The following is a 23,693-nucleotide window of genomic DNA, read 5'->3' as shown; positions in this document are numbered from 1 at the left end:
TCAGGCTCCCGCTCCGTATAGCGCCTGTCCCCAGCGGAACTGGCTGTTGCTGTTGTAGCTGCTGTGGCTCATCTCCCCGTACCTGGGGCTGGCGGGCCACGGGTCGCCGTAGGAGAGCGTCTGGCCGGTGTATCCGTAGATCACCTGGGCGTGGCCGCCGCCGGCGGTCCAGTAGATGCCGGTCTCGATCGGACGCTTGGCGTCGATCTCGGTGACGACCTGCTGGTACCCCATGGGGCCGCTCACCTGGCCGCCGGACGACATGCCGAGCTTCTGGAACGCGACCACGTCCCATTCCAGGTATCCGGCCTGGTTCGGGCACTGGCCGCTGGAACGGCCGCGGGCCAGGTTGCAGAACTCGTTCTGGGTGACGTTCCCCTTTCCGTGGAACTTGGCGATCGTCAGCCCGCTGGCGGCCCAGCACCACTGGTTCTGCTCCTGGACCTGCTGTTGGATCTGGAGTACACCTGCGGAGGCGACACCGGTCGAGGCCGCGAAGGTGGCAGCTGCCACCCCCGCGATTCCGACCGCGAGTCGCCGGCGCGCCCGGGCGGGTCGGGTACGCGTTGTCATTGGCTTCCGCCTTTTCTCCCGACAGGAGTCGTGCAGCCTCTCGCGCGGGTGGTGCGCGTGCCGTCATCCGGGGGCTGGGCGGTGCCTGGCCGCCGCGATGAATGACGCCCACCGGGCGTTCCCTCCCGGTGCCGGGGAGTTCCGGGGGGAGAACCCCGCGCGAGAGGCAGAGGGAACGCGATAAAAGTCTCACCCGTGGCCGAATCCGGGTAATGCCAGCAGGTCATAACGAACCTCTATAACCTCAGAAATACGGCACTTTCACGCCACCTCGCCAGACGGGAGGGTGACGGTGACGCGGAGCCCGCCGGTCGGGCGCGAAACGGCCGTCACGCTGCCGTTATGCGCCCGGACGATCGACCGCACGATCGACAGGCCGAGACCCGCGCCCTTCGCGGTGACGACCCGGTCGCCGTCCAGACGACGGAACGGCTCGAACAGGGCCGGAATCTCATAGGGCGGGACGGCGGGCCCGGAATTCGAGACGTCAAGGACGGCGCCCTCCCGGCACGTCCCGCATGACACCTTGACCCAGCCGGACGAGCTGTTATGGCGCAGACCGTTCTCGACGAGGTTCTGCGCGACTCTTTCGAGAAGGAGGGCGTCACCGGTCGTTATGGCCTCGGCGGCGTCCACCTCGATGGTGACTCCGGTGCTCGCGGCCTCCGGCGCGGCCTGGGACGCGACATGCCCGACGACGTCGGCGAGGTCGACGGGCGCGCGGGTGGTGATCTCGTTCTCGGAGCGGGCGAGTAGCAGCAGCCCGCCGATCAGCCGCTCGTGGCGCGCGTTTATCTGGAGGAGGGTCTCGCCGAGTTGCCGGACGTCCGGGGACGCCGACTCCCGGTGCATCGCGACCTCGACCAGCGCGCGGCCCAGGGTGAGGGGCGTGCGCAGCTCGTGGGAGGCGTTGGCGACGAAGCGGCGCTGGCCGTCGAACGACCGGTCGAGCCGCTCGACCATCGTGTCGAAGGTGTCGGCCAGCTCCTTGACCTCGTCGCGCGGCCCGCGCAGCGCGATGCGCTCGTGCAGGCCCCGGTCGGCGGCGGGGGACGCGGCGATGCGGCGCGCGGTCTCGGTGACGCGGTGCAGGGGGCCGAGGACCCGTCCGGCGACGAGCCAGCCGAGGGCCGCCGCGGCCGCGCCGACCACGCCGAGCGCGACCGAGCCCCGCGTGATCAGGGACGTGACGGTCGCGTCGTGCAGCTCCTCGCGCTGCTTCTTCATCAGCCGTTCCGTCCCGGCCACGAACTCGCGCTCCTCGGCGGTGACGCGCTGGGCCGGGCGGCCCGTCGCGCCGGGAGCGGGGGTCGTCCCGGGCGCGGGGTTGAGGCGGGTGGCGAAGACCTTCGTGCCCGAGCCGGACAGCTGCTGGTCGACCAGGGCGTAGGCGACGCCGAGGAGCACGATCCCGGCGGCGAGGAACAGGCCGCCGTAGGTGAGCGTCAGGCGGGCGCGCAGCGACATTCTCATCGGATCCGGTATCCCGCTCCCTTGACGGTCTCGACGACGGGCGGGTCGGCGAGCTTGCGACGCAGCTTCAGTACGGTGAGCCGCACGGCCCCGGTGAACGGGTCGGCGTGCTCGTCCCACGCCTTCTCCAGCAGCCGCTCGGCGGAGACGACGGCGCCGTCGGCGAGGAGCAGCTCGGCCAGGACGGCGAACTCCTTGCGCGCGAGCGGGACGTAGCGTCCGTCCCGGAACACCTCGCGGCGCGCCGGGTCGAGCGTGATGCCCGCGCGGCGCAGCGTCGGCGGCGCGGCCGGACGGCACCGGCGGCCGAGCGCGTGGACGCGGGCCGCCAGCTCGGGGAACGCGAACGGCTTGGTCAGATAGTCGTCGGCGCCGAGCCCGAGACCGTCGACCCGGTCGGTGACCTCCGCGGCGGCGGTGAGCATCAGCACCCGCGCGGCGGTCTCGCCGTCCACGATCTCGCGGCAGACCTCGTCGCCGTGCACCAGCGGCAGGTCGCGGTCGAGGACCACGACGTCGTAGTCGTTGACGCCGACCCGTTCCAGCGCGGACGCCCCGTCGTAGGCGAGGTCGACGGCGTGCGCGTCGCCGCGCAGCCATTCGGCGATCGCGTCGGCCAGGAGCCGCTCGTCCTCCACCACCAGCACCCGCATGGTGCCCCTTCCCTCAGCTCTCTCCGCGTGATGGTGCCGGATCGTCTGTTTCGTTTCCGTTAGTGATCGGCTCCGTATGTGATCGCCGGGTGCCAGGTCGCCGCGGGGGAAACGGCGGGGAAACGCGCGGGCGGGTTGCATCGCTCTCCGTCCGGCCGGAGCCGTTCCGGCCGGGGAGACGAGGAGGACGTCCCATGCGACTGCGGACGATGGCCGTGCTGCCGCTCGCGCTGACCCTGGCGCTGGCGACCGGGTGCGGCGACGACGGCGGCGAGACGGGGGTGGCGTCGGCGGGCGGCGCGAACCAGAGCGCCTCACCCGGAGGCGGCGGCGCGAAACAGGACCCGGACGAAATGGGCGTGAAGTTCGCCCAGTGCATGCGCGAGCACGGCATCGACATGGAGGACCCGAAGCCGGGCGAGGGCATTCGGCTCAAGCTCCAGAAGGGCGACAAGGAGACCGTGGACAAGGCGATGGAGGCCTGCCGCCAGTACAACCCGCAGGCCAACGCCACCGGGGCGCCGGATCCGAAACAGCAGGAACGCGCCCGGAAGTTCGCCGAGTGCATGCGCCAGAACGGCGTCGAGAAGTTCCCCGACCCGAAGCCCGGCCAGCGCGGAATCATGATCGACAAGAGGACGGTCGGGGACGACCCGGACCTCGAACCGGCGCAGCGCAAGTGCCAGGACGTTCTGCGGGGCGGGCGCAAGTGAGGAGGAGGGCCCTGTCCGTCGCGGTGCTGGTCGTGGCCGGGGGAGCCGCCGCCGTCGCGGTGCTCGGCAGCGGCGGGGACTCCGACGGCGAGGCGGCGACCGGCCTGCCGCCCAGGACCGCGAACGTGGCGAAACAGACGCTCAAGGACACCCAGACCGAGGACGGGCAGCTCGGCTACGGCCCGGTGCGTCCGGCGACGAGCCAGACGCGGGGCACGCTGACGAAGCTGCCGGACAGCGGCGACGAGATCACCCGCGGCCACACGCTGTACGAGGTGGACGGGGACCCGGTCGTGCTGATGTACGGGTCCAGGCCGTCGTACCGGCCGCTGCGGATCGGCACGAAGGGCTCCGACGTGAAGCGGTTCGAGGCGAACCTCAGCGCGCTCGGTTACGACGGCTTCACCGTGGACGACGAATACACCGGAGACACCGCCGCCGCCGTCCGGGAATGGCAGGACGACATCGGCGTCGCCGAGACCGGGACCGTGGATCTCGGCAGGGTCGCGTTCGCGTCCGGGGCCGTCCGGGTGGACGCCGTCCAGGCCAACGCGGGCGAACCGACCGCACCCGGCAGGAAGGTCCTCGACTACACCGGCACCACGAAGGCCGTGACGGTCGAGCTGGACACCGCCTCCCGGCGGATGGCGAAGGAGGGCGCGGCCGTCGAGGTGACGCTGCCCGAGAACGAGACCGTCAGCGCCAAGATCGACGAGGTCACGACCGTGATCGAGCCGGGGGAGCAGGGCGAGGACCCCGCCACCAAGGTCGAGGTCACCATCTGGCTCGACTCCGCCAAGGCGCGGAAGGCCGCCGCCGCGTACGTGCTGGCGTCCGTGGACGTCACGTTCACCGCGGGCGAGCGGGCGGACGTGCTGACCGTGCCGGTGTCCGCGCTCGTCGCGCTGCGGGAGGGCGGCTTCGGCGTCGAGGTCGTGAAGGGCGGCGCGTCGTCCTACGTCCCGGTCGAGACCGGCCTGTTCGCGGACGGCCGGGTCGAGGTGTCCGGCCGGGGCATCGCCGCGGGCACCGTCGTGGGGGTCCCCAAATGATCACTTTGACGGACGTGACGAAGGAGTACACCGGCGGCGTCCACGCGCTCGCCGGGGTGACGCTGCACATCGCCCACGGGGAACTGGTCGCCATCGTCGGGCCGTCCGGCTCGGGCAAGTCGAGCATGCTGAACATCCTCGGCACGCTGGACCTTCCGACGTCCGGCACGGTCACCATCGACGGGCACGACGTGGGACGGGTCCCGGACGCCAGGCTGTCGGCGCTGCGGGCGAGCCGCATCGGGTTCGTCTTCCAGCACTTCCACCTGGCCGCCGGGACGTCGGCGCTCGACAACGTCGCGGACGGGCTCCTGTACTCGGGCCTGCGTCCGGCGGCCCGGCGGCGGACGGCCACGGCCGCGCTGGAACGGGTCGGCCTCGCCCACCGGCTGGACCACGAGCCGCACGAGCTGTCCGGCGGCGAGCGGCAGCGGGTCGCGATCGCGCGGGCCGTCGCGGGCGAGCCCCCGCTGCTCCTCGCGGACGAGCCGACCGGCGCGCTCGACTCGGCGTCCGGCGACGGCGTGATGGCGCTGCTGCGCGACCTGCACGCCGCGGGCACCACCGTCGTGATCATCACCCATGACCGGGAGATCGCGGCCGGTCTGCCCCGCCAGGTCCGGATGCGCGACGGCCTCATCGTGCACGACACGGCGTCCACCGACACGGCGCCCACCAACACGGCGGCCGCCTCCACCGCGTCCACCGGGGCGGCGTCGTGACGGCCGGGACGCTGGCACCGGCGCGGATGTGGCCGGGCGACGTCGTGCGGGTCGGCGCGGTGGGGCTGCGGACCCGTCCGATGCGGGCGTTCCTGTCCGCGCTCGGCATCGCGATCGGAATCGCGGCGATGGTCGCCGTGGTCGGCGTGTCGTCGTCGTCCCGCGCCGACCTGGACCGGGCGCTCGCCGCGCTCGGCACGAACCTGCTGACCGTCTCGCCCGGCAGCACGCTGACCGGGGACAAGGCGCAGCTTCCCGCCGAGTCGGAGGCGATGGTGGCGCGGATCGGGCCGGTCCGCGAGGTGTCGGCCATCGGCCTGCTGGCGGACGCGAAGATCTACCGCACGGGCAAGGTCCCCGAGACCGAGACCAAGGGCATCGCCGCCTACGCGGCCCGCACCGACCTGCGCGACGCCATCGGCGCGGAGCTGCGCGGTGGAACATGGCTGAACGCCGCGACCGGAAGCTTCCCCGCGACGGTCCTCGGGTCGGCCGCCGCGGACCGGCTCGGGATCGGCCACGCGGGCCCGGACGTGCGGATCCTCATCGGCGGCCGCTGGTTCACCGTCATCGGCATCCTCGATCCAGCGCCGCTCGCCCCCGAACTCGACAGCGCGGCACTGGTCGGCTGGCCCGCCGCCCGGTCGGTGCTCGGCTTCGACGGGCACCCGACGACGATCTACACCCGGTCACGGGACGCGAACGTCGAGGACGTCCGGGACGTGCTCGGCGCGACCGCCAACCCGGAGGCGCCGAACGAGGTGGAGGTGTCCCGCCCGTCGGACGCGCTCGCCGCGCGGAAGGCGGCGGGCGAGGCGTTCACCGGCCTGCTGCTCGGCCTCGGCGCGGTCGCGCTGCTCGTCGGCGGCGTCGGGGTGGCCAACACCATGGTCATCTCGGTGCTGGAACGCCGGTCGGAGATCGGGCTGCGCCGCTCCCTCGGCGCGACCCGCGGCCAGATCCGCACCCAGTTCCTCGCCGAGTCGCTACTGCTGTCGGCGCTCGGCGGCGTCGGCGGCGCGGTCATCGGGACGGTGGTGACGAGCATCTACGCGTTGTACCAGGGATGGCCGGTCGTCATCCCGGCGTGGGCGGTGCTGGGCGGCGTGGCGGCCACCCTGGTCATCGGCGCGGCGGCCGGGCTGTACCCCGCGATCCGGGCGTCCCGCCTCAGCCCCACCGAGGCACTCGCCACGACCTGACGCGAATGCACGACGACCTGACGCGAATGGACGGCGCGGAACCGGTGAGAGTCGGTCCATGGAAGAAACGGAGGAAACGGACGGCGAACCGGTGACGATCGTGATCACCTGGGACGTCCGGCCCGGCCGGGAACGCGACTTCGAGGAGTGGGCCGAGGACCTGCACCGGACGGCGTCCCGGTACGCGGGGCACCAGGGCGCGACCTGGCTGCGCGCCGAGGGGTCGCGGCACCGGTACTACACCGTGGTCAACTTCGCCGACCAGGAGAGCCTCGACACATGGCTCGGGTCACGGGAACGCGCCGACCGGATCGGCCGGCTCCACGGGATCGCGACCGAGCACCACCGCGACACGACCGGCCTGGAGACCTGGTTCAGCCTGCCCGGCGAGTCGGTTCCGCCGCCGTCCAAGCTCAAGATGATCGTCGTCACGTTCTGCGCCGTCTACCCGATCAGCCTGCTGCTCAACGAGCTCGTCACCCCGTTGACGAAACAGTGGCCGGTGCCCCTGAAGGCCGTGACGTTCCCCGTCCTCGTCGTCCCCCTGCTGACCCTGCTGGTCATGCCGGTGCTCAGCAGGCTGCTCCGGCGCTGGCTGTACCCGATCGGGCGGGCGCACCGTCCGGCGAAACCGGGTCGCTGACTCCGGAACCGTCGCCGCCACATAGGCGCGGCGCGTGCGGGTAGGCCTGTTCGGACATGTTGCGAGAACTCGTGGCGGCCAGCCACCTGATGTCCATGGAGCAGCTGCCGGGCGCGGTCGCCCGGCACGCCGCGGACGCGGGCCTGCACGGCGCCGTGATCTACATGGCCGACTTGCAGCAGACGGTGCTCCGCCTGCTGACCGGCACGGGACGCCATGTGGAGCACGGCGCCGCGCCGGACCCGGACCCCGAGCCCCCGGAGCTCGCGATCGACCGGACGATCGCGGGCCGGGCGTTCCAGACCATGGAGCCCCTCGTCGGTCAGGTCTTCGACGACGAGCGCTGCCACTACTGGGTGCCGATCCTCGACGGGTCCGAGCGGATCGGCGTGATCAGGGTCACCATCCGGGCGGACGACGCGAAGGCCAAGGACGACGCCGAGTACCTGGCCGGGCTGGTCGCCCTGATGATCGTCAGCAAGGGCCCGTACAGCGACTCGATGTCCCGGCTGGTCAGGACGCGGAACATGACCGTGTCGGCGGAGATGCAGTGGCGGCTGACGCCCCCCATGACCTTCGCCAACGACCAGGTGGTCATCTGCGGCGCGCTGGAACCGGCGTACATGCTGGGCGGCGACGCCTTCGACTACACGCTGGGTGACGACACCGTGCACCTCGCGATCTTCGACGCGATGGGCCACGACACCACCGCCGGTCTGACGTCCAGCCTCGCCGTCGCGGCCTGCCGCAACTACCGGCTCCAGGGGGCCGGTCTCGTCGGGACGGGCCAGGCGATCGAGGAGACCCTGATCGAGCAGGAGCGGGACGGGCGCTTCGTCACGGCCGTCCTGATGGAACTCGACCTCCAGTCGGGCGTGCTGTCGTGGATCACCCACGGCCACCCCGCCCCGGTGATCATCCGCGGGGGGCGGTGGGTGAGCACGCTGGAGTGCCGCCCCGGCACGCCCCTCGGCACGGGCCTCGGCGTCGTCCCCGAGCTGTGCTCCGAGCAGCTCGAACCGGGCGACCGCATCCTGCTCTACAGCGACGGCATCGTGGAGGCCCGCGACCCCAACAAGCAGGAGTTCGGCCTCCAGCGCTTCGTCGACTTCATCATCCGCAGCAACGCCGCCGGGAGGGCCGTCCCGGAGACGCTGCGGCGCCTCGTCCGCAGCATCCTCGAACACCACGCGGGACGCCTCGACGACGACGCGACCGTCCTGCTCCTCGAATGGCACGGGCCGCCCGAGATGCCCAAGGACGCCATGGCGCCGATGCGGCAGACCTGACCGCGCCGCGCGCCCCTCCCAGCGGGACGCGCGGCGACGGGATCAGGCGTTGGGAACCGGCTCCGCCTCGGGCCCCCGCACATAGCGGACGGCCCACATCACCAGCCCGCGCACCACCCCGAACAGGATCAGCGCGACCCCGGCCAGCGGCAGCACGAGCAGGACGATCTGCAACCCGGACGTGACCAGTTCGAGCGGCCCCGCCCCGTGCGAGGCCTCGGACGCGAGCCGCCGCATCATCCACCAGTCCTTGGAGACCAGCCCGGGGACCTGGCTGATGATCAGGAGAACCTGGAACACCAGCACCGGGATCACGGTCAGCACCCACAACGTGAGGAAGACCTGCGGCCACCGTTTGAGATCGGCGAGCCGCGCGTCGGCGCGGCGTCGCAGCAGCGTCCGGCGCAGGATCGGCCCGATGTACTTGAACAGGTCGGGAATGCCGATCAGGTCGGACATGATGTAGTACCCGTCGAACCGGAGCGTCGGCAGCAACTGCTGGAAGATCTCCAGGTTCACGTACAGGACGGCGACGAGCAGCGGGTCGAACCCCGTCTGTAGATACGCCGCCGTCAGCCCCAGCACGAAGATCGCGTTGAAGTAGACCCCGGCGAGGTCGGTGCGCAGGCGTCCGCCGCGTCCGAGCCGGTACGACTCGGTGATGTCGGTGTAGAACGCGGGCCACACCAGGTAGATGCCGCAGCCCATGGCGCCCGGCCGGACGCCGCCGTACCGGCAGGCGGTGGCGTGGCCCACCTCGTGGAACGCGCACGACGCGATCCCGAGCGCCATGACCAGCAGGATGCTGACCGGATTCATGATCGCGGCGGAGATCGCGTCCGCCAGCGACCGGGTGCTGATCAGCCAGGCCTCGGTGGCCAGGAACGCGACGACCATCAGCACCGTGACCACGGGCCGGAACAGCCACGAGAACAGGCCACCCACGAACCAGGTGAACGACTCGGGGAGGACCGCGACCCGCCAGCGCAGCGCCAGGAACGGGTCGGCCTTGACGACCGCGGGCGGCGTGCCGTCGCTGTAGGTGGTGACGCCGAGGGGGGCCAGCTTGCGGTCGGCGAGGTAGACGATCTGCTCGGCGGTCAGCCGCGCGCCCGCCTCCTCGCTGACCGAGTCGGCCACCCGGTCGAGGGCGTGCGCGACGTCGGCGTCCGCCAGCTCGCGGTGCCGGTGCAGCGACCTCGCCACGAGGAACAGCAGCGGCGGCAGCCGGACGAGCTGGCCGTTCGGCAGCCGGACGAGCTGCGGCGGCTCCCGATAGCCGGAGTTCTTGAACTCGCCGAGCAGTTCCGTGCCGTCGGCGAGCGCGGGCAGCGTGAGGGCCGCGGGCGGCTCGGCGCCGTCAACGGCCGACGTGGTGGGCGTGCCCATCAGTGCTGCTGGACGACGGTGCCCGGGACGCAGGTCAGGGACGAGTACGGCGCCTGGGCGAACAGGCCCGTCCCGAGGAGCCCGGTGGTGCCCGGCGAGTAGGTCGCCTGGCAGGCGTAGACGATCGTGGTGCTGCCGCCGTCCCCGCCGCCGCCGAACGGCGCGGCGGCCGACAGCGCGAGCCGCTCGGGCAGGACCTCGGGGGCGAGCCGGTCGAGGTCCGCGTAGCTGAAGGTGTGAGGGTGCGTGTCGCTCATCGGTTCACTTTCACGTTGGCCGGAAGAGGGGGAAGGGCCGGCGGGAGAACGCCGGCCCTTCCCAGACGGACCGAAGGCCCGTTGTCATGCCATGCCGGATCAGTGATCCGAAGCAACCACCGTGCTGCTGGCGCAGGTGAAGGAGCTGCTGGGGTTCTCGGAGCTGAGGCCCAGACCGCCGACGAGGCCACCCTGCGAGTGGTTGTTGATGGCCTGGCAGTTCGGCACGACGGCGGTGGTGCCGCTGTCGCTGCCGCCGCCACCGTGGTTGGCGTTGAGGTTGAAGTTGCCGTTCTCGTTGTCGCTGCCGCCACCGATGAGAAGGGTGGAAAGCACCGCGCGCTCCGGCAGGACCTCGCCGACCAGCTTGTCCAGCTCGGTGTAGCTGTAGGACTTCATGTGGTTCCTTTTCTCCTTGTCACGCCCGGATCTCAAGGTGGATACCGGATGTCCTTTCCTCACCCCGGGTCGGAGTGAGGTAGCTCTACGTATAGCAGATGTGACGGACAGTGGCCAACTGTGTCACGGCACAGCCATCGCATCGGGTCACGATTCGGCCCCTGCCGACGGGTATGCGACCCGTCATGGAATTCGGATACACGCTGCTCTGCGAGCAGACACCGCCCAAACAGCTCGTCGCCGACCTCGTCGAGGCCGAGGAGACGGGCTTCGACTACTCGGTGATCTCCGATCACTACTTCCCGTGGCTGGAGGACCAGGGGCACTCCGCCTACGCCTGGTCGGTGCTCGGGGCGCTCGCCCAGGCCACCCACCGCATCCCGCTGATGACGTTCGTGACCTGCCCCATCATGCGGTACCACCCGGCGGTGGTGGCGCAGAAGGCCGCCACGATGGGGGTCCTGTCGGACGGACGGTTCACGCTCGGCCTCGGCGCAGGCGAGAACCTCAACGAGCACGTCGTCGGCCGGGGCTGGCCCTCGGCGGACGTCCGGCACGAGATGTTCGAGGAGGCCGTGGAGATCATCAGGGCCCTGTTCGGCGGCGATTACGTCAACTATCGGGGCGACTACTTCACCGTGGATTCAGCGAAGCTTTACGATCTGCCCGAGCGTCCCGTCCCGATCGGGATGGCCGCCTACGGCCCGCGCGCCGGACGGCTCGCGGCCCGCCACGCCGACGCGCTGATCTCCGATCAGCCCGTCAAGGACGTCGTCGACCTCTTCCACGACCAGGGCGGCGCGACCAAACCCGTGTACGGGCAGATCCCCATCGCGTACGGCGACGACTACGACGAGTGCGTCCGCCGCGCCCACCGGATCTGGAGGTTCTCGGCTCCCGCGTGGAAGGTGATGGCCGAGCTTCCCGGGCCGGTGAACTTCGAGGCGGCGGCCAAGACCGTCCGCCCGGAGGACGTCGCCGAGTCCGTGCCGTGCGGGAACAACCTGGACGACTACGTCCGCGCGGTCCAGCAGTGGGCGGACGCGGGTTTCACGCACATCGCGTTCTGCCAGTCCGGTCCCGAGCACCAGAAGGACTTCCGGACCTGGGCGGAGGCCGACCTCCTCCCCACCCTCCGCGAACGCTTCGGCTGACCCGCTGTCCGAGACACCGCGGTCAAAGACGCAGATCGCTGTATCGGGCCGTTCGTGAGGCGCGTCAGTCGCTCCAGGACGGCCAGCAGGTGCCATCCCCGGTCGTCGGCGGCGAAGGCGTGCACCTCGTCCACCACGACGGCCTGTACACCCGAGAACCAGCGGCGATGATCCACCTTCGTGCTCACCAGCATGGACTCCAGTGATTCCGGAGTGGTCAGCAGAAGGTCGGGGGGCTCGCGCAGCAGGCGCGCGCGTTGCCCGCCTGTGACATCGCCGTGCCAGATCCCGGCCCGCATTCCCAGCCATCCCGTGTACGTCTCCAAACGCGGCAAAAGATTGTTGAGCAACGCTTTGAGCGGTGCCACGTAGACCAGCGCCGGCGCCCCTCGGGGGGCCGAGAGCGCCCGTGTCAGGAGCGGGAAGACCGCGGCCTCCGTCTTGCCGCCCGCGGTCGGCGCGAGCAGGAGCGCGTCGGCGCCCGCGACCAGTGGCCCGATCGACTCGTCTTGCGGCGGACGCAGCTTGGTCCAGCCAAGGCTGTTGACGATGTGGTGTGTGAGGGATGGGTGAAGCCTGCTCATGGAGCCTGCGAGGCTCACGGCAGGTCGAGTTCGACGTCGTCCGCGTCGGTTGCGTGCTGGCGCCAGGCGTTGCGTTCCACGTCCGATAGTTCAGCGGACGAAAGAGTGAGTGAATAGTGGTGGCGCGGATCGAAATCCTCGAACTGGTCGACCCGGTCGAGTACCTGCTCGACGAGCTTGCGCAGGAAGATCCGCGGGGCGATCCCGACCTGACCGCCCAGCTCACCGGTCACGGCGCGCGCCAACTCGCCGACGTAGGCGTCGTCGGCGACCGATGCGACACGCGGGTCCGCGCCGGTCGCGTAGAGGTCGCGGACGCGGCCGCCGAGCCGCACGAGCTCGTCCACGTCGAAGCCGGTCAGCCGGATCTGCACCGCCCGCGGGTTGTCGAACCTCGGATCGCCGAAGTCCGTCGCGAGCCGCTGTGCCAGGGGTGGGAGGCGTTGCACGCCCTGGTGCCCGTCGAAGAACGCCGGAGTCCCAGTGATCATCAGGTAGAGGCCGGGGAAACGACCGCCGTCCATCTCGTCCAGTAGCTGTCGGAGGGCGTTGAGGCCCTTCTCCCGGACGTCGCCGCGCACCCGCTGCAACGTCTCGATCTCGTCCAGGACGACGAGCATGCCCGGGTGCCCGGAGTCGCGCAGGACGGTCAGCAACCCCTGCAAGAATCCGAGGGCGCCGAAGTGGTCGAGGTCGCCCTTGATCCCGGCCGTCCGCTTGGCCGCCGCGGACACGTTGGGCTGCCCACCGATCCAGGCCACGAGGCCCTCGGCGGTGGCGGTGTCGCCGGAGAGAGCCGCCCGGCGGTAGGCGCGCAGCGCGGCGGCGAACGCGGGAGTCGTGCGGGCGACCGACGCGAGCCGCCGTTCGAGGAGCTCGTCGACACCCCGCTGGAGGGCGTCGGCGTCCGGCATCCCGTCCGCGTCGTACGGGACCGAAGCGGCGGCGAGGACGTCCTCTTCCAGGGTGTAGAACCAGCCGTCGATGACGTCCCGCAACGCGCTCGGCCGGTGCGACGCCGTGGCGAGCCGCTCCACCAGCCGCCGGTACACCGTCTCCAGACGGTGCAGCGGGGTCTCTGTCTCGGAAACCTGGATTTCGGTGACGGCGAACCCGCGCCGCTTCGCCCGCTCCGCCAGCCACCGGGCAAAGAACGTTTTTCCAGAGCCGTACTCTCCGCGGACTGCTTTGAACACCGATCCCTTCGCGGCGACCGTGGCCAGTTCCTCGTCGAGGGCGTTCTCGAACCGCTCCAGCCCCACCGCGAAAAGATCCAGACCGGCATGCGGCACGGTGCCGCGCCGCAGCGCGTCGATGACCTCCCGGCGCCGTGCCGCGCTGATCCCGGTGACGTCCATCAGCCCTCCAGGAACTGGAGCGTCAGCAAGCGGACGTCGAGTTCCACCGTACGGCCGCCGTCACTTTCGCTGATGACCTGGTAGCCGTCGACATTGAGCAACCGGCCGACCGTGGACAGGTAGCCCGCCATCCGGAACGCGGGCTGGCCGACAAGTGCCGCCGCCTGCCCGGTCGGGAGCTTCCCGCCCGCCTCGACGAGCCCGTCGAGGAGCGCCGCGACCTCGTCGTCCGGCGGCGCCTTCCGCACGAACCGGCGCTGCGCCGCGAACATCGCGGACACGACGATCTGGGTTCCCAGCCCGGCAGTGGCGGCTGCGGCCTCGGTCACGCTGAACAGGGCGTCGTCGTCCTCGATGGCGGTCCTGCGGGGCGCGGACGGTGTCGCGGGGACCGCCGGTACCGGGTTCCACCAGAGCGGCTCGTGCAGCGAAGCGGTGTCGTACTCGAACCAGCCCTTGGGAGCGGGCACGCCGGGCGGGACGAAGACCAGGACCGGAATCACCGTCTCGGCGGGCGACACGCCGCCGTGGTAACCGGCGCGCCGGGGCGAATAGCGAATCCGTTCGTCCCAGGGAACGGTCACCTCACCTCCGGTCGCGAGAACGCGCGGCCCGCGGACGGCGACTTCGCCGTCCGCGGGGGGGCCGGAGCGGTAGCGCGCGGACTCGGCCGCCACCGGCCGCACACCGTCGCGATGGTCGAGCACATGACCGTGATCGGAGGTGAGGATGACGGGGCGCCGCGCACCGGCCGCCTCGGCGAGCAGGCCGGGCAGGTAGTCGATCTCGTCGAGTCGCCAGGTCGGCGCGTTGACCCGGAAGTCGTCGGCGAGGGCGTCGTCAATGGTGTTGAGAACAACACCGACGACGGTTCCGGTGTCCGCGATGGCGCGGCGCACGTCGTCGGACAACTGTGCGCCCGCGCCGGTACCGAGACCCGCTTTGTGGAACAGCGCGCTGCGCCGACCTCGCCACAGCGTGCTGAAGCCGCTCCGCTCCCTGGACTGCCCACCGGATGTGAGAGTGCCGCACAGCAGGCTTGCCCTGGAGAAGACCGTCGCGGACGGAATGGTCGCGAGAGCACCCTCCCGTCCGTCGGCCTCGCGGCCGACCTCCCGCCAGACCCGGTGCGCGGTGATCTCCTCGGCGAGCGAGCAGGCGTCGGCGGCGCTCATCCCGTCCACAATGATGATCAGCGGTGCGGTGCGCTCGGCCACCGGACGGGCCGTCCCCGCGAGGAGCGTCTCGGCGAGCAGCAGCCGTCCGGGTTCGGCGGACGCGGCCGTCCACGCGGCGAGCCGGTCGGCGAAGGCATGGTCCAGTTCCGCTCTACGGGCTCTCGCCGCATGGAAGACCTCGGAGTAGGCGGTCCGCGCACGCGGCACGCGGTTCGTGTCGGCGTTGAACACGACCGTCGCGGCCCTGTCCACCCAGCCCCAGGAGCGGATGTGCCGGGAGACGCCGTCGGCGACGGTGGCGGGCGCGTGCTCCGGGACCGCCAACCAGCGAACGAGCCGGACGGCGCAGAGCGCCGCCTGAACCTCGGCCGCTCGACCGCCTGGGCGCCGGTGTTCGAGTAGCGCGTCCAGCGCCGCCTCCAGCTCGGCCAGATCGTCGGCGCGCGGCGCGGGCAGCACGGCCGTGAGTTCCGCCGCCAGCGCTGTCAGCCGGGCGTCCAGGCCCGCGTCCAGGACCTTGCTCGTGCCCGCCAGGTCACCGGCGCGCAACTCGGCGAGGATCTCCTCCGCGCGCGAGCACGCCAACCCGGCCTCGGCCGTGTGACCGTTGTCGTTCCAGCGCAGCACGAGGGACTCGGCCGCCTCGGCGAACGCCCGGAGCGACGCCTCGTCAGGTGCCGTCCCGCCGAGGAAACGCTCCTCGGCGCGGACGCGGGCCTCGGCCAGGGGTCTCCTCCGCCTGGCCGTCGGCGCGTACAGTTCCGCCGCAGCGAGACCGAACGGCACGGCGTCCCACACCTGCCCGCCGGCCAGCAGCCGGAACACCACCCTGGCCACCGGGCCGACCGATGTCTCCAACCAGCTCGCGAGACCGGCGCGCTCCTCGGCGGGCAGCACCGTGAACCGGCTGACGCGCGCCCCGTCGCGGCTCCATTCCAGCAGCGCCGCCGCGTCGAGCCGTTCCTCCTCGTCCTGGTCCTTGCCGAACCGCACGGCCGCCAGCCGCCGCAGTACCGTTTCGAGCCGCAGTACGGGCGCGTTGACCTGTTTCCAGCCCGACCCGGGCTGCGCGCTGATGAGGGCCTCGGCCACCCAGCGGTACTCCCGGCCGCTGAGCCGGGGATCGAGCCGCCGCGCTCCGAACGCGTCCGCGACCAGATCCCACCGGTTGATCGTCCGGACTTCGTTGCCGAGCGCCCGCGCGAGCACCGAGTCACCCAGTTCTTCGCCTTCGCACGGGGTCAGCACCACCAGGTACGTCTGCGCGTCCCTCGGCTCATCCGGCGGCTCGTCCAGTGCCTCAAGAACGGACAGCACGGTGCGGCAGGGCCGCACGAACGCGGTGACCTTCTCGTCGCCGTCCACGGCGACGGCCACCTCCCGCGACAGATGCCGCCACTCCGGCGCGGCGCGCAGCAGCAGGACCCTCTCCCGCCCGGTGGACGGCCCGAACCTCGCGCGGTGCGCGTCGGCCTTGCGCAGCGCATGCCGCAGCGCACCTTCCACGACACCCGGATTCGCCTCCGGCACCGCGTGCCGCGCAGCGGTGTGCTCGCTCATTCCACGATCCGCCAGGTGATCTCGAACGTGGCGTCCGGGTTCGCGTCGGCGTCCTCGCACAACTCCTCCGCCACCCGCGCGACCTCACGCGCCGAGACCACCCGGGCCCGGCTGTTGCCCTTGCCACGTCGACGCGCCCCTGCGAACAGGTTCTCGATTCTTAGGACTTGGGGTGAGTCCTCCTTCGCAAGCCCCCTTGTGGGCACGGTCGGTTCGACGATGAGGTCGACGGCGAGATTCTCGATCTCCTGGAGTTGCTCCTTGAGCGGGACCGTGTACTCGTCGTGACGGGCCGCGTTGCGCAGTCGCTCCAGCAGGGCCGCCGCGCGTTCCTGTTTCGGACCGGGGACCCCGGCGAGCGCGGGAAGCTGGTCGATGATCCTCCACTGGAGGGCGGGGAGAACGTCGACGAGGCTCCGGGCGCTCGTCAGGACGGCCCGGTACACCTCGCCCTCATCGGCGAGGTCGGCGGACGCCAGCCTCTTGAGGAGCCTCGTCGGATCGGTTTCCCCCGCCACCCGGTTGAGCAGCGCGGACGTCGCCTTGGCGGTGACGAGCCGGGGGGAGTCGTCATCCAGTCCCAGGGTGTTCCGATGGTCGGTGAGGAAGGTGACAAGGGTCTCGCAGGCGCTGAGCAGGTCGCCCGCCTGGCCGCGAACGGCGCCCGCCATGGACTGGACGGCCCGCGCCGTGTTCACCGGCTGCCGCACCACACCGAAGATCGCGTCAGCTCGTGCACCGGCGCGCTGGAACTCCTCCTCACTCGGTAGCTCCTGGCGGCGCAGCTTCATGTCGGACTGGATCTCGCCGGGTTCCGGCGGGGCGATCCGCTGGTCGCTGCGGAACCAGGAGCGGTTGTCCTGGAGGGCGTAGCAGGCGGTGATCAGGTCGACGATGAGCGGTGGCAGGCCCGGCTGTTCGGCCAGAATCCACGCCCGTACGTCGTGAACCGTGACCTCCTGGACGGGACGGCCGCTGTGCGCGGCCCTGCGCCCGAGGAGCATCTTCCAGTCGTCGCGCAGGACGAAGACCTCGCTGACGGTGGCGATCTGCGCCGGGTGTGCGATGCGTTTGAGTACGGGGAGGTCCGTCCGGGGGACCTCCAGCCGACCGATCCGGTTCTGTACCGCCTCTTCCACGGTCCGCAGCACGGTGGACAGCTCACCCCTGCGGATCACATGGCGGCGGCCCGTCGGGTCGAAGTCGGGGTGTTTGGGATAGGCGTGGTCGAGCAGCTGACCGGCGAGGCGCTGGAGGGCCTCTCCGAACTCGACGCCCGCCGGGATGCGCGGTTCGAGCCGGGAGTCGAGCGCGATGACCGGGTCGTCGGACCGGGCCCCGAGGTCGGCCTCCTCCGGGCTCGCGAGCCCGTACGCGCGGCGCAGCGCCGCGCGGAACTTCTCGCTCAGCGCCGCCTGCCGGTTACGGAGCTGGTTGCGCGCGTGTTCACGGTCGCTCACGCTCAGCGTGGCGGTCAGCTCGTCCAGCCTGTCGGCGCGCTCCAGCAGGTAGTTGATGCGGATCAGGTCGCCCAGCTCCACGAGCCGGGCCCGGGACAGGAACGAGGGCACCCACGCGAGTGTCAGCGGCGGGTCGGGTTTCTCCTGGAGCGACTGGAGGCGCCGCCGGTCCTCGGCGGGGCCCTTGTCGCCCTCGTCGAATGGGTAGTCCACCACGACACGAAGCGCGCCCGGCATCTCCGGTTCGAACTGCTCGTCGGGGAGCCGCTCACGGTCGCGCACGTTCCCGAAGACCAGTTCGACGACCCGTTCGGTGCCCTTCCACACGATCGGACGTGACGTGACGAACTCGCCCTTGTCCTGCGCGCCGAACTCCTGCCACAGCATGGCCTTGACGAGACGTCGCTTGGCGGCGTCGTCGTCGACGTTGACGACACTGCGCAGGATGCCCGCCGTGTCGACCCGGATCAGCGACACCTCGACTGTCGGGTCGTCCCCGCCGGACACCTGGAACTCGCCGAACTCACCGGCCAGGTCCCGCAACGTCTTGGCGACCATCACCCGGTCCTGCCCCGGGAGCATCGTGATGATCGAGCCGTGGTTGAGCGCGGCGAGCCGCCCGGCCGTCAGGGTGCGCAGTGCGGGCACGTTCGGCACGAGCGCCGCGAGCAGCAGCGTCTTGACGACGAGGTCGTCCGCCCGGAACGCGTGCCGCGACGGCAGGTCCGCGACCTGCTCAGCCGTCAGCCCGTGCTTGTCCAGCAGATAGGGCAGCAGGCGCCCGGTGTAGAAGTTCTTGGCCTGCTCGAACTCGCCGCGCAGTTTGTCGGTGAACGGACGGTCGGAGCCCCGCGCCAATACGTCATAGATCGCGCCGAGTGGCATCAGCTGCCCCACGGGCAGGATGTCGCGGTAGTCGACGAGGAGCTGCTGCATCAACTTCAACGCGGTCCGCTGCCGTTGCAGTGCCGACGAGATGTCGACCATCGCGTGCAGGAACGCCGGGCTGAACGGGTACGTCGCGCGGAACGCGTCCGCGTCGGACGCCCCGCCCTGGGCGTCGAGCAGGGCCTCCCACACGTCCGAGCGGGCGTTGGTGATCCGCTCGAAGGCCGTGTCGAGAGCCTCGCGCGCCTCCGCGTTCTTCGGGCGCAGCAGCCGGGCCTTCACCACGGCGGGCAGGTTCCGGTCTTCGAGCTTGATGGTGTCGAACCGGCCGTCCCAGTACTTGAGCGTGTCGAACAGGCTCGCCGTGGTGGCTCCGGCGACGTCCCGTCCGACGAGTTCCCGCAGGTCCCGCTGACGGGGCACGAAGCTGATGATCGGCGCGGGCCGGTTGTGCTCGGCCGACTCCACCAGCTTTGACACCTTTTGTGCCTCGGCCTGCACCCGCTCGATGTTGCCGATGTAGCCGGACAACCACAGCACCAGCTCGTCCAGCAGCAGGACGATCGCGTCGTAGCCGAGGACCTCCTTGGCGTGCCGGCTGATCTCGGCCAGGCCGCGGTCGAGCTCGATGAAGGAGTCGGTCCCGCTGACGGCGTCGGCGTACCGCCTGAAGTGCGTCGCGACGAGGTCTCCGACCAGCCGCCTACGCTCGTCGTCACCAGGCGGCGCGGCGAGGGCCGCGTCGAGCTGGGCGCTCGTCCAGCCGACCGCGTCCCACTCCTGTTCTTCCGCCGTGCCCGTGGACATGCCCGCGATGAACGCCTCGTCGCCGAGTGTCGCGCGCAGCTCCCGCGCGTCGGCGAGCAGCCCTTCGTCCCGGTAGACGGCGGGCAGCGGCGCGTCCGGACGCAGCTCCCGCACGTGCCGGACATAGCCGCCCAGGACCGCTGACTCCAGCGACACGGCCTCGATCATGTGGAAGGGGACGAGCAGGAACTTGCGGTCCGCCAGCCATCCACGATGATCCCGGACGACGTCTTTCAGCCCGTCCTTGCGCAGTGCCTCAGGCTCCCCGCGCAGGATCGCGTGCAGCACCGCCATGAAGTGGCTCTTGCCGGAACCGAACGACCCGTCCAGGTAGACGGCCCGCGACTGCCGCCCCTCCACGGTCGACTGGATGATGCCGAGCGCTTCGGCGAAGCACCCCTCCAGCTGTTTGGTGACCACATAGTCCCGGAGGGTCGAGTCCGTCTCGACGCCCTTGGCCAGCATCAGGACGAAGTCCCCGGCGAGGACCCGCTCAGGGATGTCGATCAGATCCCGCAGCAGCCGAACCGCCATCCTCGCCCCGCTCCATCCGCGTACCGAAATTTGTAGTACCAGGCACTACAACGTTGGCCAGGCTATAGGAGCGAATCTCTCAGACCACCACCGCTTGACGTTCTGTGCGGGTTTCGGTGGTCTAAGGCGGCGATGCCCCGCTCCTGCCCCACCTGGACGCTGTCGCGGGTAGTCCCGGCGGCGGAACATCGTCCTTCATGGCGGGTCGACGCCGCCCCCGGTCGACCTCACCGCACGCGCGCGGCCACGCCATGGGGGTCGTCGGTGACCCGGATGGGCTGGAGCCCGCACGGGCCGCTCGGCACCTGACGCATCGCGCGAACCGCACTTGATCTTGAATTGTATGATATTGGAACAGGCCGGAGATGTGCCGATAGCTGTCGTCCTTTAATGGTTTTTCGGATGCCAGGAGATAGTGGACTTCCTTGACCGTGCACCGAGACGGATATAGATTGAGCGCAAGGTCTTCTTTCCTTGGAGCTGGTTTGATGTATCAGGCATGGCAAGCCGATGCCTCGGCGTCGTTCCTGCGGCGCCTCGGGAAATCATCGAAAGAGCTGGGCAACACCAATGGTCGGGATGGTTGCCCCGACATCTGGGAACTCGACAACGGTGATGTCGCGGTGATCGGGCAAGATCTCACGGACTCGTACAGGTCGCGGCTTCCGGAAGGTGTCGTGGTCGCTGCTCGCGAGCGTATCGTGATCGTTCCGCGCGGGACGATTATCGCGGCCAAGCATGATATTCCCGATGTCTGAGCTCATGCGGCTTGACGATTCACTCGGTACACGCCTTTCTCTCGAAGAATATCGGAGCGATTTCAGGGGTCGGCAGTGGGCCATCGACGGCGAGGACTCCTGGAAGCTGGAACGCGCCCAGCACTTCGTCGAGCCCGGTGTCCCCAGTTGGGATGCCTTTTCGCGTGGCGACTGGAAGGCCGCGTTGAGGTTGATGCAGCAGGAGCGGGAGTGGATTGAGGAGTTCTCGGCCCAGGCCGAAGAGAAAGGAATCAGCCTCTACCGGGTCCGGGTGGTCGAGGAACCGATCAGTCCCTATCTCCAATGGGAGTTGCACCTGCTGAGGTTGCGCGCCCAGTGCGGCGAGGCCATCCGCGTGCTGGACGCCGCTGCGGTCGCGCCGCTCGAACGGTCCGGGCCGCTGCCGGAGCTGGTCACGCTCGGCACGTCCACCCTGTACCGGGTCCGCTACGACGAGAAGGGCGCTCTGGACGGAGCCGTCCGGTTCACCGCGCCCGAGCTGGTCGCGGCCGCCACCGAACTGACCCGCGAGCTGTTCGACCGGGGCGAGGACATGGAGTCGTTCTTCCAGCGGAGGGTCGCCGATCTGCCGCCGCCCCACCGGAACGCGCTCGCCAGGTGACCGGTGCCCGGCGAGGACTTCCGCTCCGAACTGTCCGCCGCCGACGTCGGAAGCGTCGTCCAGGCGCGGGACGTCAGCGGCGGTGTGCACGTCCATCGGGTCCGTGAAGCCGCTCCGCCGCCCAGGCAACTGCCCGGCGACGTGCACGGTTTCGTCAACAGATCGGGGGAGCTGCTCCTGCTCGACCGGGCGCTCGACGGCGATCACCAGAACCGGATCACCCTGGTCGTCGGCACCGCCGGGGTGGGAAAGTCGTCCCTGGTCGTGCACTGGGCGCACGCGAGGCAGGACCGCTTCCCCGACGGCCAGTTGTACGCGAACCTTCGCGGACACGACGCGGGGAAACCGGTCACCCCGCTGCGCGTCCTGGAGGGGTTCCTGACGGCGCTCGGCGTCGCCCGGCAGGCGGTCCCCGGGGACGTGGACCAGGGCGCCGCGCTGTACCGGTCGCTTCTCGCCGGACGCCGGATGCTCATCGTCCTGGACAACGTCGCCACACCCGCGCAGGTCCGGCCGCTGCTGCCCGGCGCCACCGGCTGCGCGGTCGTCGCGACGGGCCGCGGGACGCTGCCGGGCCTGGTGGCCAGGGACGGGGCCCGCCGGGTCACGCTGCGCCTGCTCCCGGAGGCGGACGCGGTCGCGCTGCTGGAGGAGGCGGGCCTGGCCGCGCGCCGGGACGAGCGGGGCCGATTCGCCGAACTCGCGCGCGTGTGCGCCGGGCTTCCACTGGCGCTGCGCGTCGCGGCCGAGCGCGTCGCCGCGCATCCGTGGACGCCGCTCGGCGAACTGATCGTGGAGCTGCGTGGCGAGCGCGGCCTGCTGGATTCGTCCGGCCACGGCGACGACGCGGACGCCATCCGGGCGGTGTTCTCGTGGTCGTACCGAGCCTTGCCGGTGGAGGCCGCGGCCCTGTTCAGGGCCCTGTCCCTGCATTCTGGCCCGGAGTTCGGCGCGGGCGTGGCAGCGGCGCTCGCCGGGACGGGCCCGCGCGCCGCGCGACGCCCGCTGGACGCGCTGACCGGCGCTCATCTGATCGAACCGGGACCGGGAGGACGCTTCCAGTTCCACGAGTTGTTGCGGAGATACGCGATGGACAGGTCCAGGCGGGAGGACGCGCGAGACGACCGGAACAGGGCGGTGCGGCGAATGCTGACCTGGTATCTCCACACTGCCGCAGCCGCACAGACCTGGATCAACCCGCAGGAGAGAAGGGTCGCGCTGCCGCAGGCGGAGGAAGGCGTGGAGCCGCTGGAGTTCGACTCCTACGACAGCGCCGTCCACTGGTACGAGCGGGAGCGAGCCAACCTGGTCGCGGTGACGCGGGACGCGGCCGACCACGAACTGCTGGAGCACGCATGGAAACTGTCGGTGGTGCTGCGCAACATCTACATGCGGTTCAACCCGTTCGAGGACTGGGTGGCGACCAGCCGGATCGGCCTGGAGGCCGCACGCGGCGCGGGGGACCGGCAGGGGCAGGCCGAGCTGCTGGAAAGTCTCGGCATGGCCTACACCCAGTCGCACGAACTGGAGCGGGGCGCGGAGTCGCACGGCGCCGCGCTGCTGATCCGCCGCGAGTCCGGTGACCGGGAGGGAGAGGCGCTGTCGCTGAACGCCCTGGGCCTCGTCTACCTGCGGAGCAGGCGCCTCCGGGAGGCGCGCGAAATGTTCGAGCGCGGAATGGACGTCTACCGCGCGTTGCACGACACCCACTGGGAGGCCGTCCTCGCGGCCAACCTCGGCGAGGCCCGCGCCGAACTCGGCGACCTCGACGGGGCGGAGAGCATGGTGCGGCACGCGCTGGCGGTGTTTGACGAGCGGGCGGAGCGGGGCGGGGAGGGCAACGCGCTGCGGCTGCTCAGCATGGTGCGGCGAGAACGCGGCGATGTGCCCGGGGCGCTGCATGCGGCAGCCCGAGCAGTAGGGATCGCGCGGCGGTACGGCAACCCGGCCTGGGAGGGGTACTGGCTGCTGGAGCTGGCCAAGGCGCAGCGGGCCGCGGGCGAACCGGGCGACGCCCTCCAGGCATGCGGGCGGGCGATCGAGCTCCAGCGACCGCTCGGCGACCGGGTACGGGAGGCCCTCGCCTGGGACGGCGCGGGGGAGGCCCGCCGGGACCTGTCCCTGCTGGAGGAGTCCGAGACATGCCACCGCAGGGCCGTCGACATCCTGCGCGGATTCGGCGGCAACCGCTGGCCGCTGGCGCTGGCCCTGGACAACCTGGCCGTCACCCTGACCGCGCGGGACCGCCGCGCGGAGGCCGCCGACGCCTGGTCGGACGCCCTGGACGAGCTGTCCGTCTTCACCGACCCGGCGGCGGCCCGCCTCCGTGCCCGCATCCAGGACGCGACCCGCTGAAACTGGAAGACCTACTCGCGCCCGATCAGATCGGCCCAGCCGCGACCGGACCGCTATCAAGATGACCAAG

Annotated in this window: 19 protein-coding genes and 1 pseudogene; 10 read left to right on the top strand and 10 right to left on the bottom strand. The window is 70.9% G+C overall.

The features are described 5' to 3' along the window. From ABD808_RS32610 to ABD808_RS32600, 3 genes are all read right to left on the bottom strand, one after another. On the bottom strand, nt 1–513 hold the full coding sequence (locus ABD808_RS32610; RefSeq protein WP_344905209.1) for a papain-like cysteine protease family protein: 513 nt from the start codon (nt 511–513) through the stop codon (nt 1–3). Between the two features lie 321 nt (nt 514–834). Further along, entirely contained in the window at nt 835–2,046 is a 1,212-nt protein-coding gene (locus ABD808_RS32605; protein WP_344905206.1) for a sensor histidine kinase, read from the bottom strand. Further along, on the bottom strand, nt 2,043–2,699 hold the full coding sequence (locus ABD808_RS32600) for a response regulator transcription factor (RefSeq protein WP_344905203.1): 657 nt from the start codon (nt 2,697–2,699) through the stop codon (nt 2,043–2,045). Before ABD808_RS32600 ends, ABD808_RS32605 begins: the two co-directional genes overlap by 4 nt. Before the next feature lie 194 nt (nt 2,700–2,893). Between ABD808_RS32600 and ABD808_RS32595 the strand changes: the two genes are divergently transcribed. Genes ABD808_RS32595 through ABD808_RS32570 form a run of 6 tightly spaced genes read left to right on the top strand, consistent with a single transcriptional unit; the run spans nt 2,894 to nt 8,320 of the window. Continuing rightward, nucleotides 2,894–3,412 (top strand): hypothetical protein, encoded by a 519-nt coding sequence (locus tag ABD808_RS32595; RefSeq protein WP_344905201.1) that lies wholly within the window; start codon nt 2,894–2,896, stop codon nt 3,410–3,412. Next, on the top strand, nt 3,409–4,464 hold the full coding sequence (locus tag ABD808_RS32590) for a peptidoglycan-binding protein (protein ID WP_344905198.1): 1,056 nt from the start codon (nt 3,409–3,411) through the stop codon (nt 4,462–4,464). Before ABD808_RS32595 ends, ABD808_RS32590 begins: the two co-directional genes overlap by 4 nt. Continuing rightward, nucleotides 4,461–5,186 carry an ABC transporter ATP-binding protein gene (locus ABD808_RS32585; protein WP_344905195.1) on the top strand — a complete coding sequence of 242 codons (726 nt, stop codon included), beginning with the start codon at nt 4,461–4,463 and terminating at the stop codon, nt 5,184–5,186. The genes ABD808_RS32590 and ABD808_RS32585 overlap by 4 nt, the downstream gene beginning before the upstream one ends. A gap of 26 nt (nt 5,187–5,212) precedes the next feature. Next, on the top strand, nt 5,213–6,388 hold the full coding sequence (locus ABD808_RS32580) for an ABC transporter permease (RefSeq protein ID WP_344905938.1): 1,176 nt from the start codon (nt 5,213–5,215) through the stop codon (nt 6,386–6,388). Nucleotides 6,389–6,446: 58 nt separating this feature from the next. Next, complete coding sequence (locus tag ABD808_RS32575) at nt 6,447–7,031, top strand: antibiotic biosynthesis monooxygenase (RefSeq protein WP_344905191.1); 585 nt, start codon at nt 6,447–6,449, stop codon at nt 7,029–7,031. A gap of 56 nt (nt 7,032–7,087) precedes the next feature. Beyond that, complete coding sequence (locus ABD808_RS32570; RefSeq protein ID WP_344905188.1) at nt 7,088–8,320, top strand: PP2C family protein-serine/threonine phosphatase; 1,233 nt, start codon at nt 7,088–7,090, stop codon at nt 8,318–8,320. A gap of 42 nt (nt 8,321–8,362) precedes the next feature. On the opposite strand, the gene ABD808_RS32565 is transcribed toward ABD808_RS32570, so the two are convergent. The 3 genes from ABD808_RS32565 to ABD808_RS32555 all read right to left on the bottom strand — a co-directional run bounded on the left by ABD808_RS32565 (nt 8,363) and on the right by ABD808_RS32555 (nt 10,365). Next, nucleotides 8,363–9,709, bottom strand: a complete 1,347-nt coding sequence (locus ABD808_RS32565) for a hypothetical protein (protein WP_344905185.1) — start codon at nt 9,707–9,709, stop codon at nt 8,363–8,365. Beyond that, the gene (locus tag ABD808_RS32560) at nt 9,709–9,966 is read right to left on the bottom strand and encodes a hypothetical protein (protein WP_344905182.1); all 258 of its coding nucleotides are present in this window, start codon (nt 9,964–9,966) and stop codon (nt 9,709–9,711) included. Before ABD808_RS32560 ends, ABD808_RS32565 begins: the two co-directional genes overlap by 1 nt. A 99-nt stretch (nt 9,967–10,065) precedes the next feature. After that, a complete protein-coding gene (locus tag ABD808_RS32555; RefSeq protein ID WP_344905179.1) occupies nt 10,066–10,365 on the bottom strand; it encodes a hypothetical protein in 300 nt (99 codons plus the stop codon). A gap of 185 nt (nt 10,366–10,550) precedes the next feature. On the opposite strand from ABD808_RS32555, the gene ABD808_RS32550 reads away from it, so the two are divergent. Next, complete coding sequence (locus tag ABD808_RS32550) at nt 10,551–11,519, top strand: TIGR03557 family F420-dependent LLM class oxidoreductase (RefSeq protein ID WP_344905176.1); 969 nt, start codon at nt 10,551–10,553, stop codon at nt 11,517–11,519. Between the two features lie 98 nt (nt 11,520–11,617). Here the strand turns inward: ABD808_RS32550 and ABD808_RS32545 are convergent. The 4 genes and pseudogenes from ABD808_RS32545 to ABD808_RS32530 all read right to left on the bottom strand — a co-directional run. Next, a pseudogene (locus tag ABD808_RS32545) lies at nt 11,618–12,103 on the bottom strand (DEAD/DEAH box helicase); the annotation flags it as partial. 14 nt (nt 12,104–12,117) lie between these two features. Next, nucleotides 12,118–13,461, bottom strand: coding sequence for a BREX system ATP-binding protein BrxD (gene brxD, locus ABD808_RS32540; RefSeq protein WP_344905172.1), 1,344 nt, complete (start codon nt 13,459–13,461; stop codon nt 12,118–12,120). Then, a complete protein-coding gene (gene pglZ, locus ABD808_RS32535; protein ID WP_344905169.1) occupies nt 13,461–16,199 on the bottom strand; it encodes a BREX-2 system phosphatase PglZ in 2,739 nt (912 codons plus the stop codon). The genes brxD and pglZ overlap by 1 nt, the downstream gene beginning before the upstream one ends. Then, nucleotides 16,196–19,888 (bottom strand): BREX-2 system ATPase PglY family protein, encoded by a 3,693-nt coding sequence (locus ABD808_RS32530; protein WP_344905166.1) that lies wholly within the window; start codon nt 19,886–19,888, stop codon nt 16,196–16,198. The genes pglZ and ABD808_RS32530 overlap by 4 nt, the downstream gene beginning before the upstream one ends. 488 nt (nt 19,889–20,376) lie before the next feature. On the opposite strand from ABD808_RS32530, the gene ABD808_RS32525 reads away from it, so the two are divergent. The 3 genes from ABD808_RS32525 to ABD808_RS32515 are packed head-to-tail and all read left to right on the top strand — an operon-like array spanning nt 20,377 to nt 23,623. Then, nucleotides 20,377–20,646: a hypothetical protein gene (locus ABD808_RS32525; RefSeq protein WP_344905163.1), complete on the top strand. Its 270-nt coding sequence runs from the start codon at nt 20,377–20,379 to the stop codon at nt 20,644–20,646. Then, entirely contained in the window at nt 20,639–21,268 is a 630-nt protein-coding gene (locus ABD808_RS32520) for a DUF6879 family protein (protein WP_344905160.1), read from the top strand. Before ABD808_RS32525 ends, ABD808_RS32520 begins: the two co-directional genes overlap by 8 nt. Nucleotides 21,269–21,271: 3 nt before the next feature. Beyond that, complete coding sequence (locus tag ABD808_RS32515) at nt 21,272–23,623, top strand: ATP-binding protein (protein ID WP_344905157.1); 2,352 nt, start codon at nt 21,272–21,274, stop codon at nt 23,621–23,623. Nucleotides 23,624–23,693: the final 70 nt, after the last annotated feature.

Origin of the sequence: Actinomadura meridiana, assembly GCF_039537545.1 — a bacterium.
In the GTDB taxonomy this organism is placed as follows: Bacteria; Actinomycetota; Actinomycetes; order Streptosporangiales; family Streptosporangiaceae; genus Spirillospora; species Spirillospora meridiana.
Note: the sequence above shows the minus strand (reverse complement) of the source record. Positions and strands in the feature narration are given on the sequence as shown.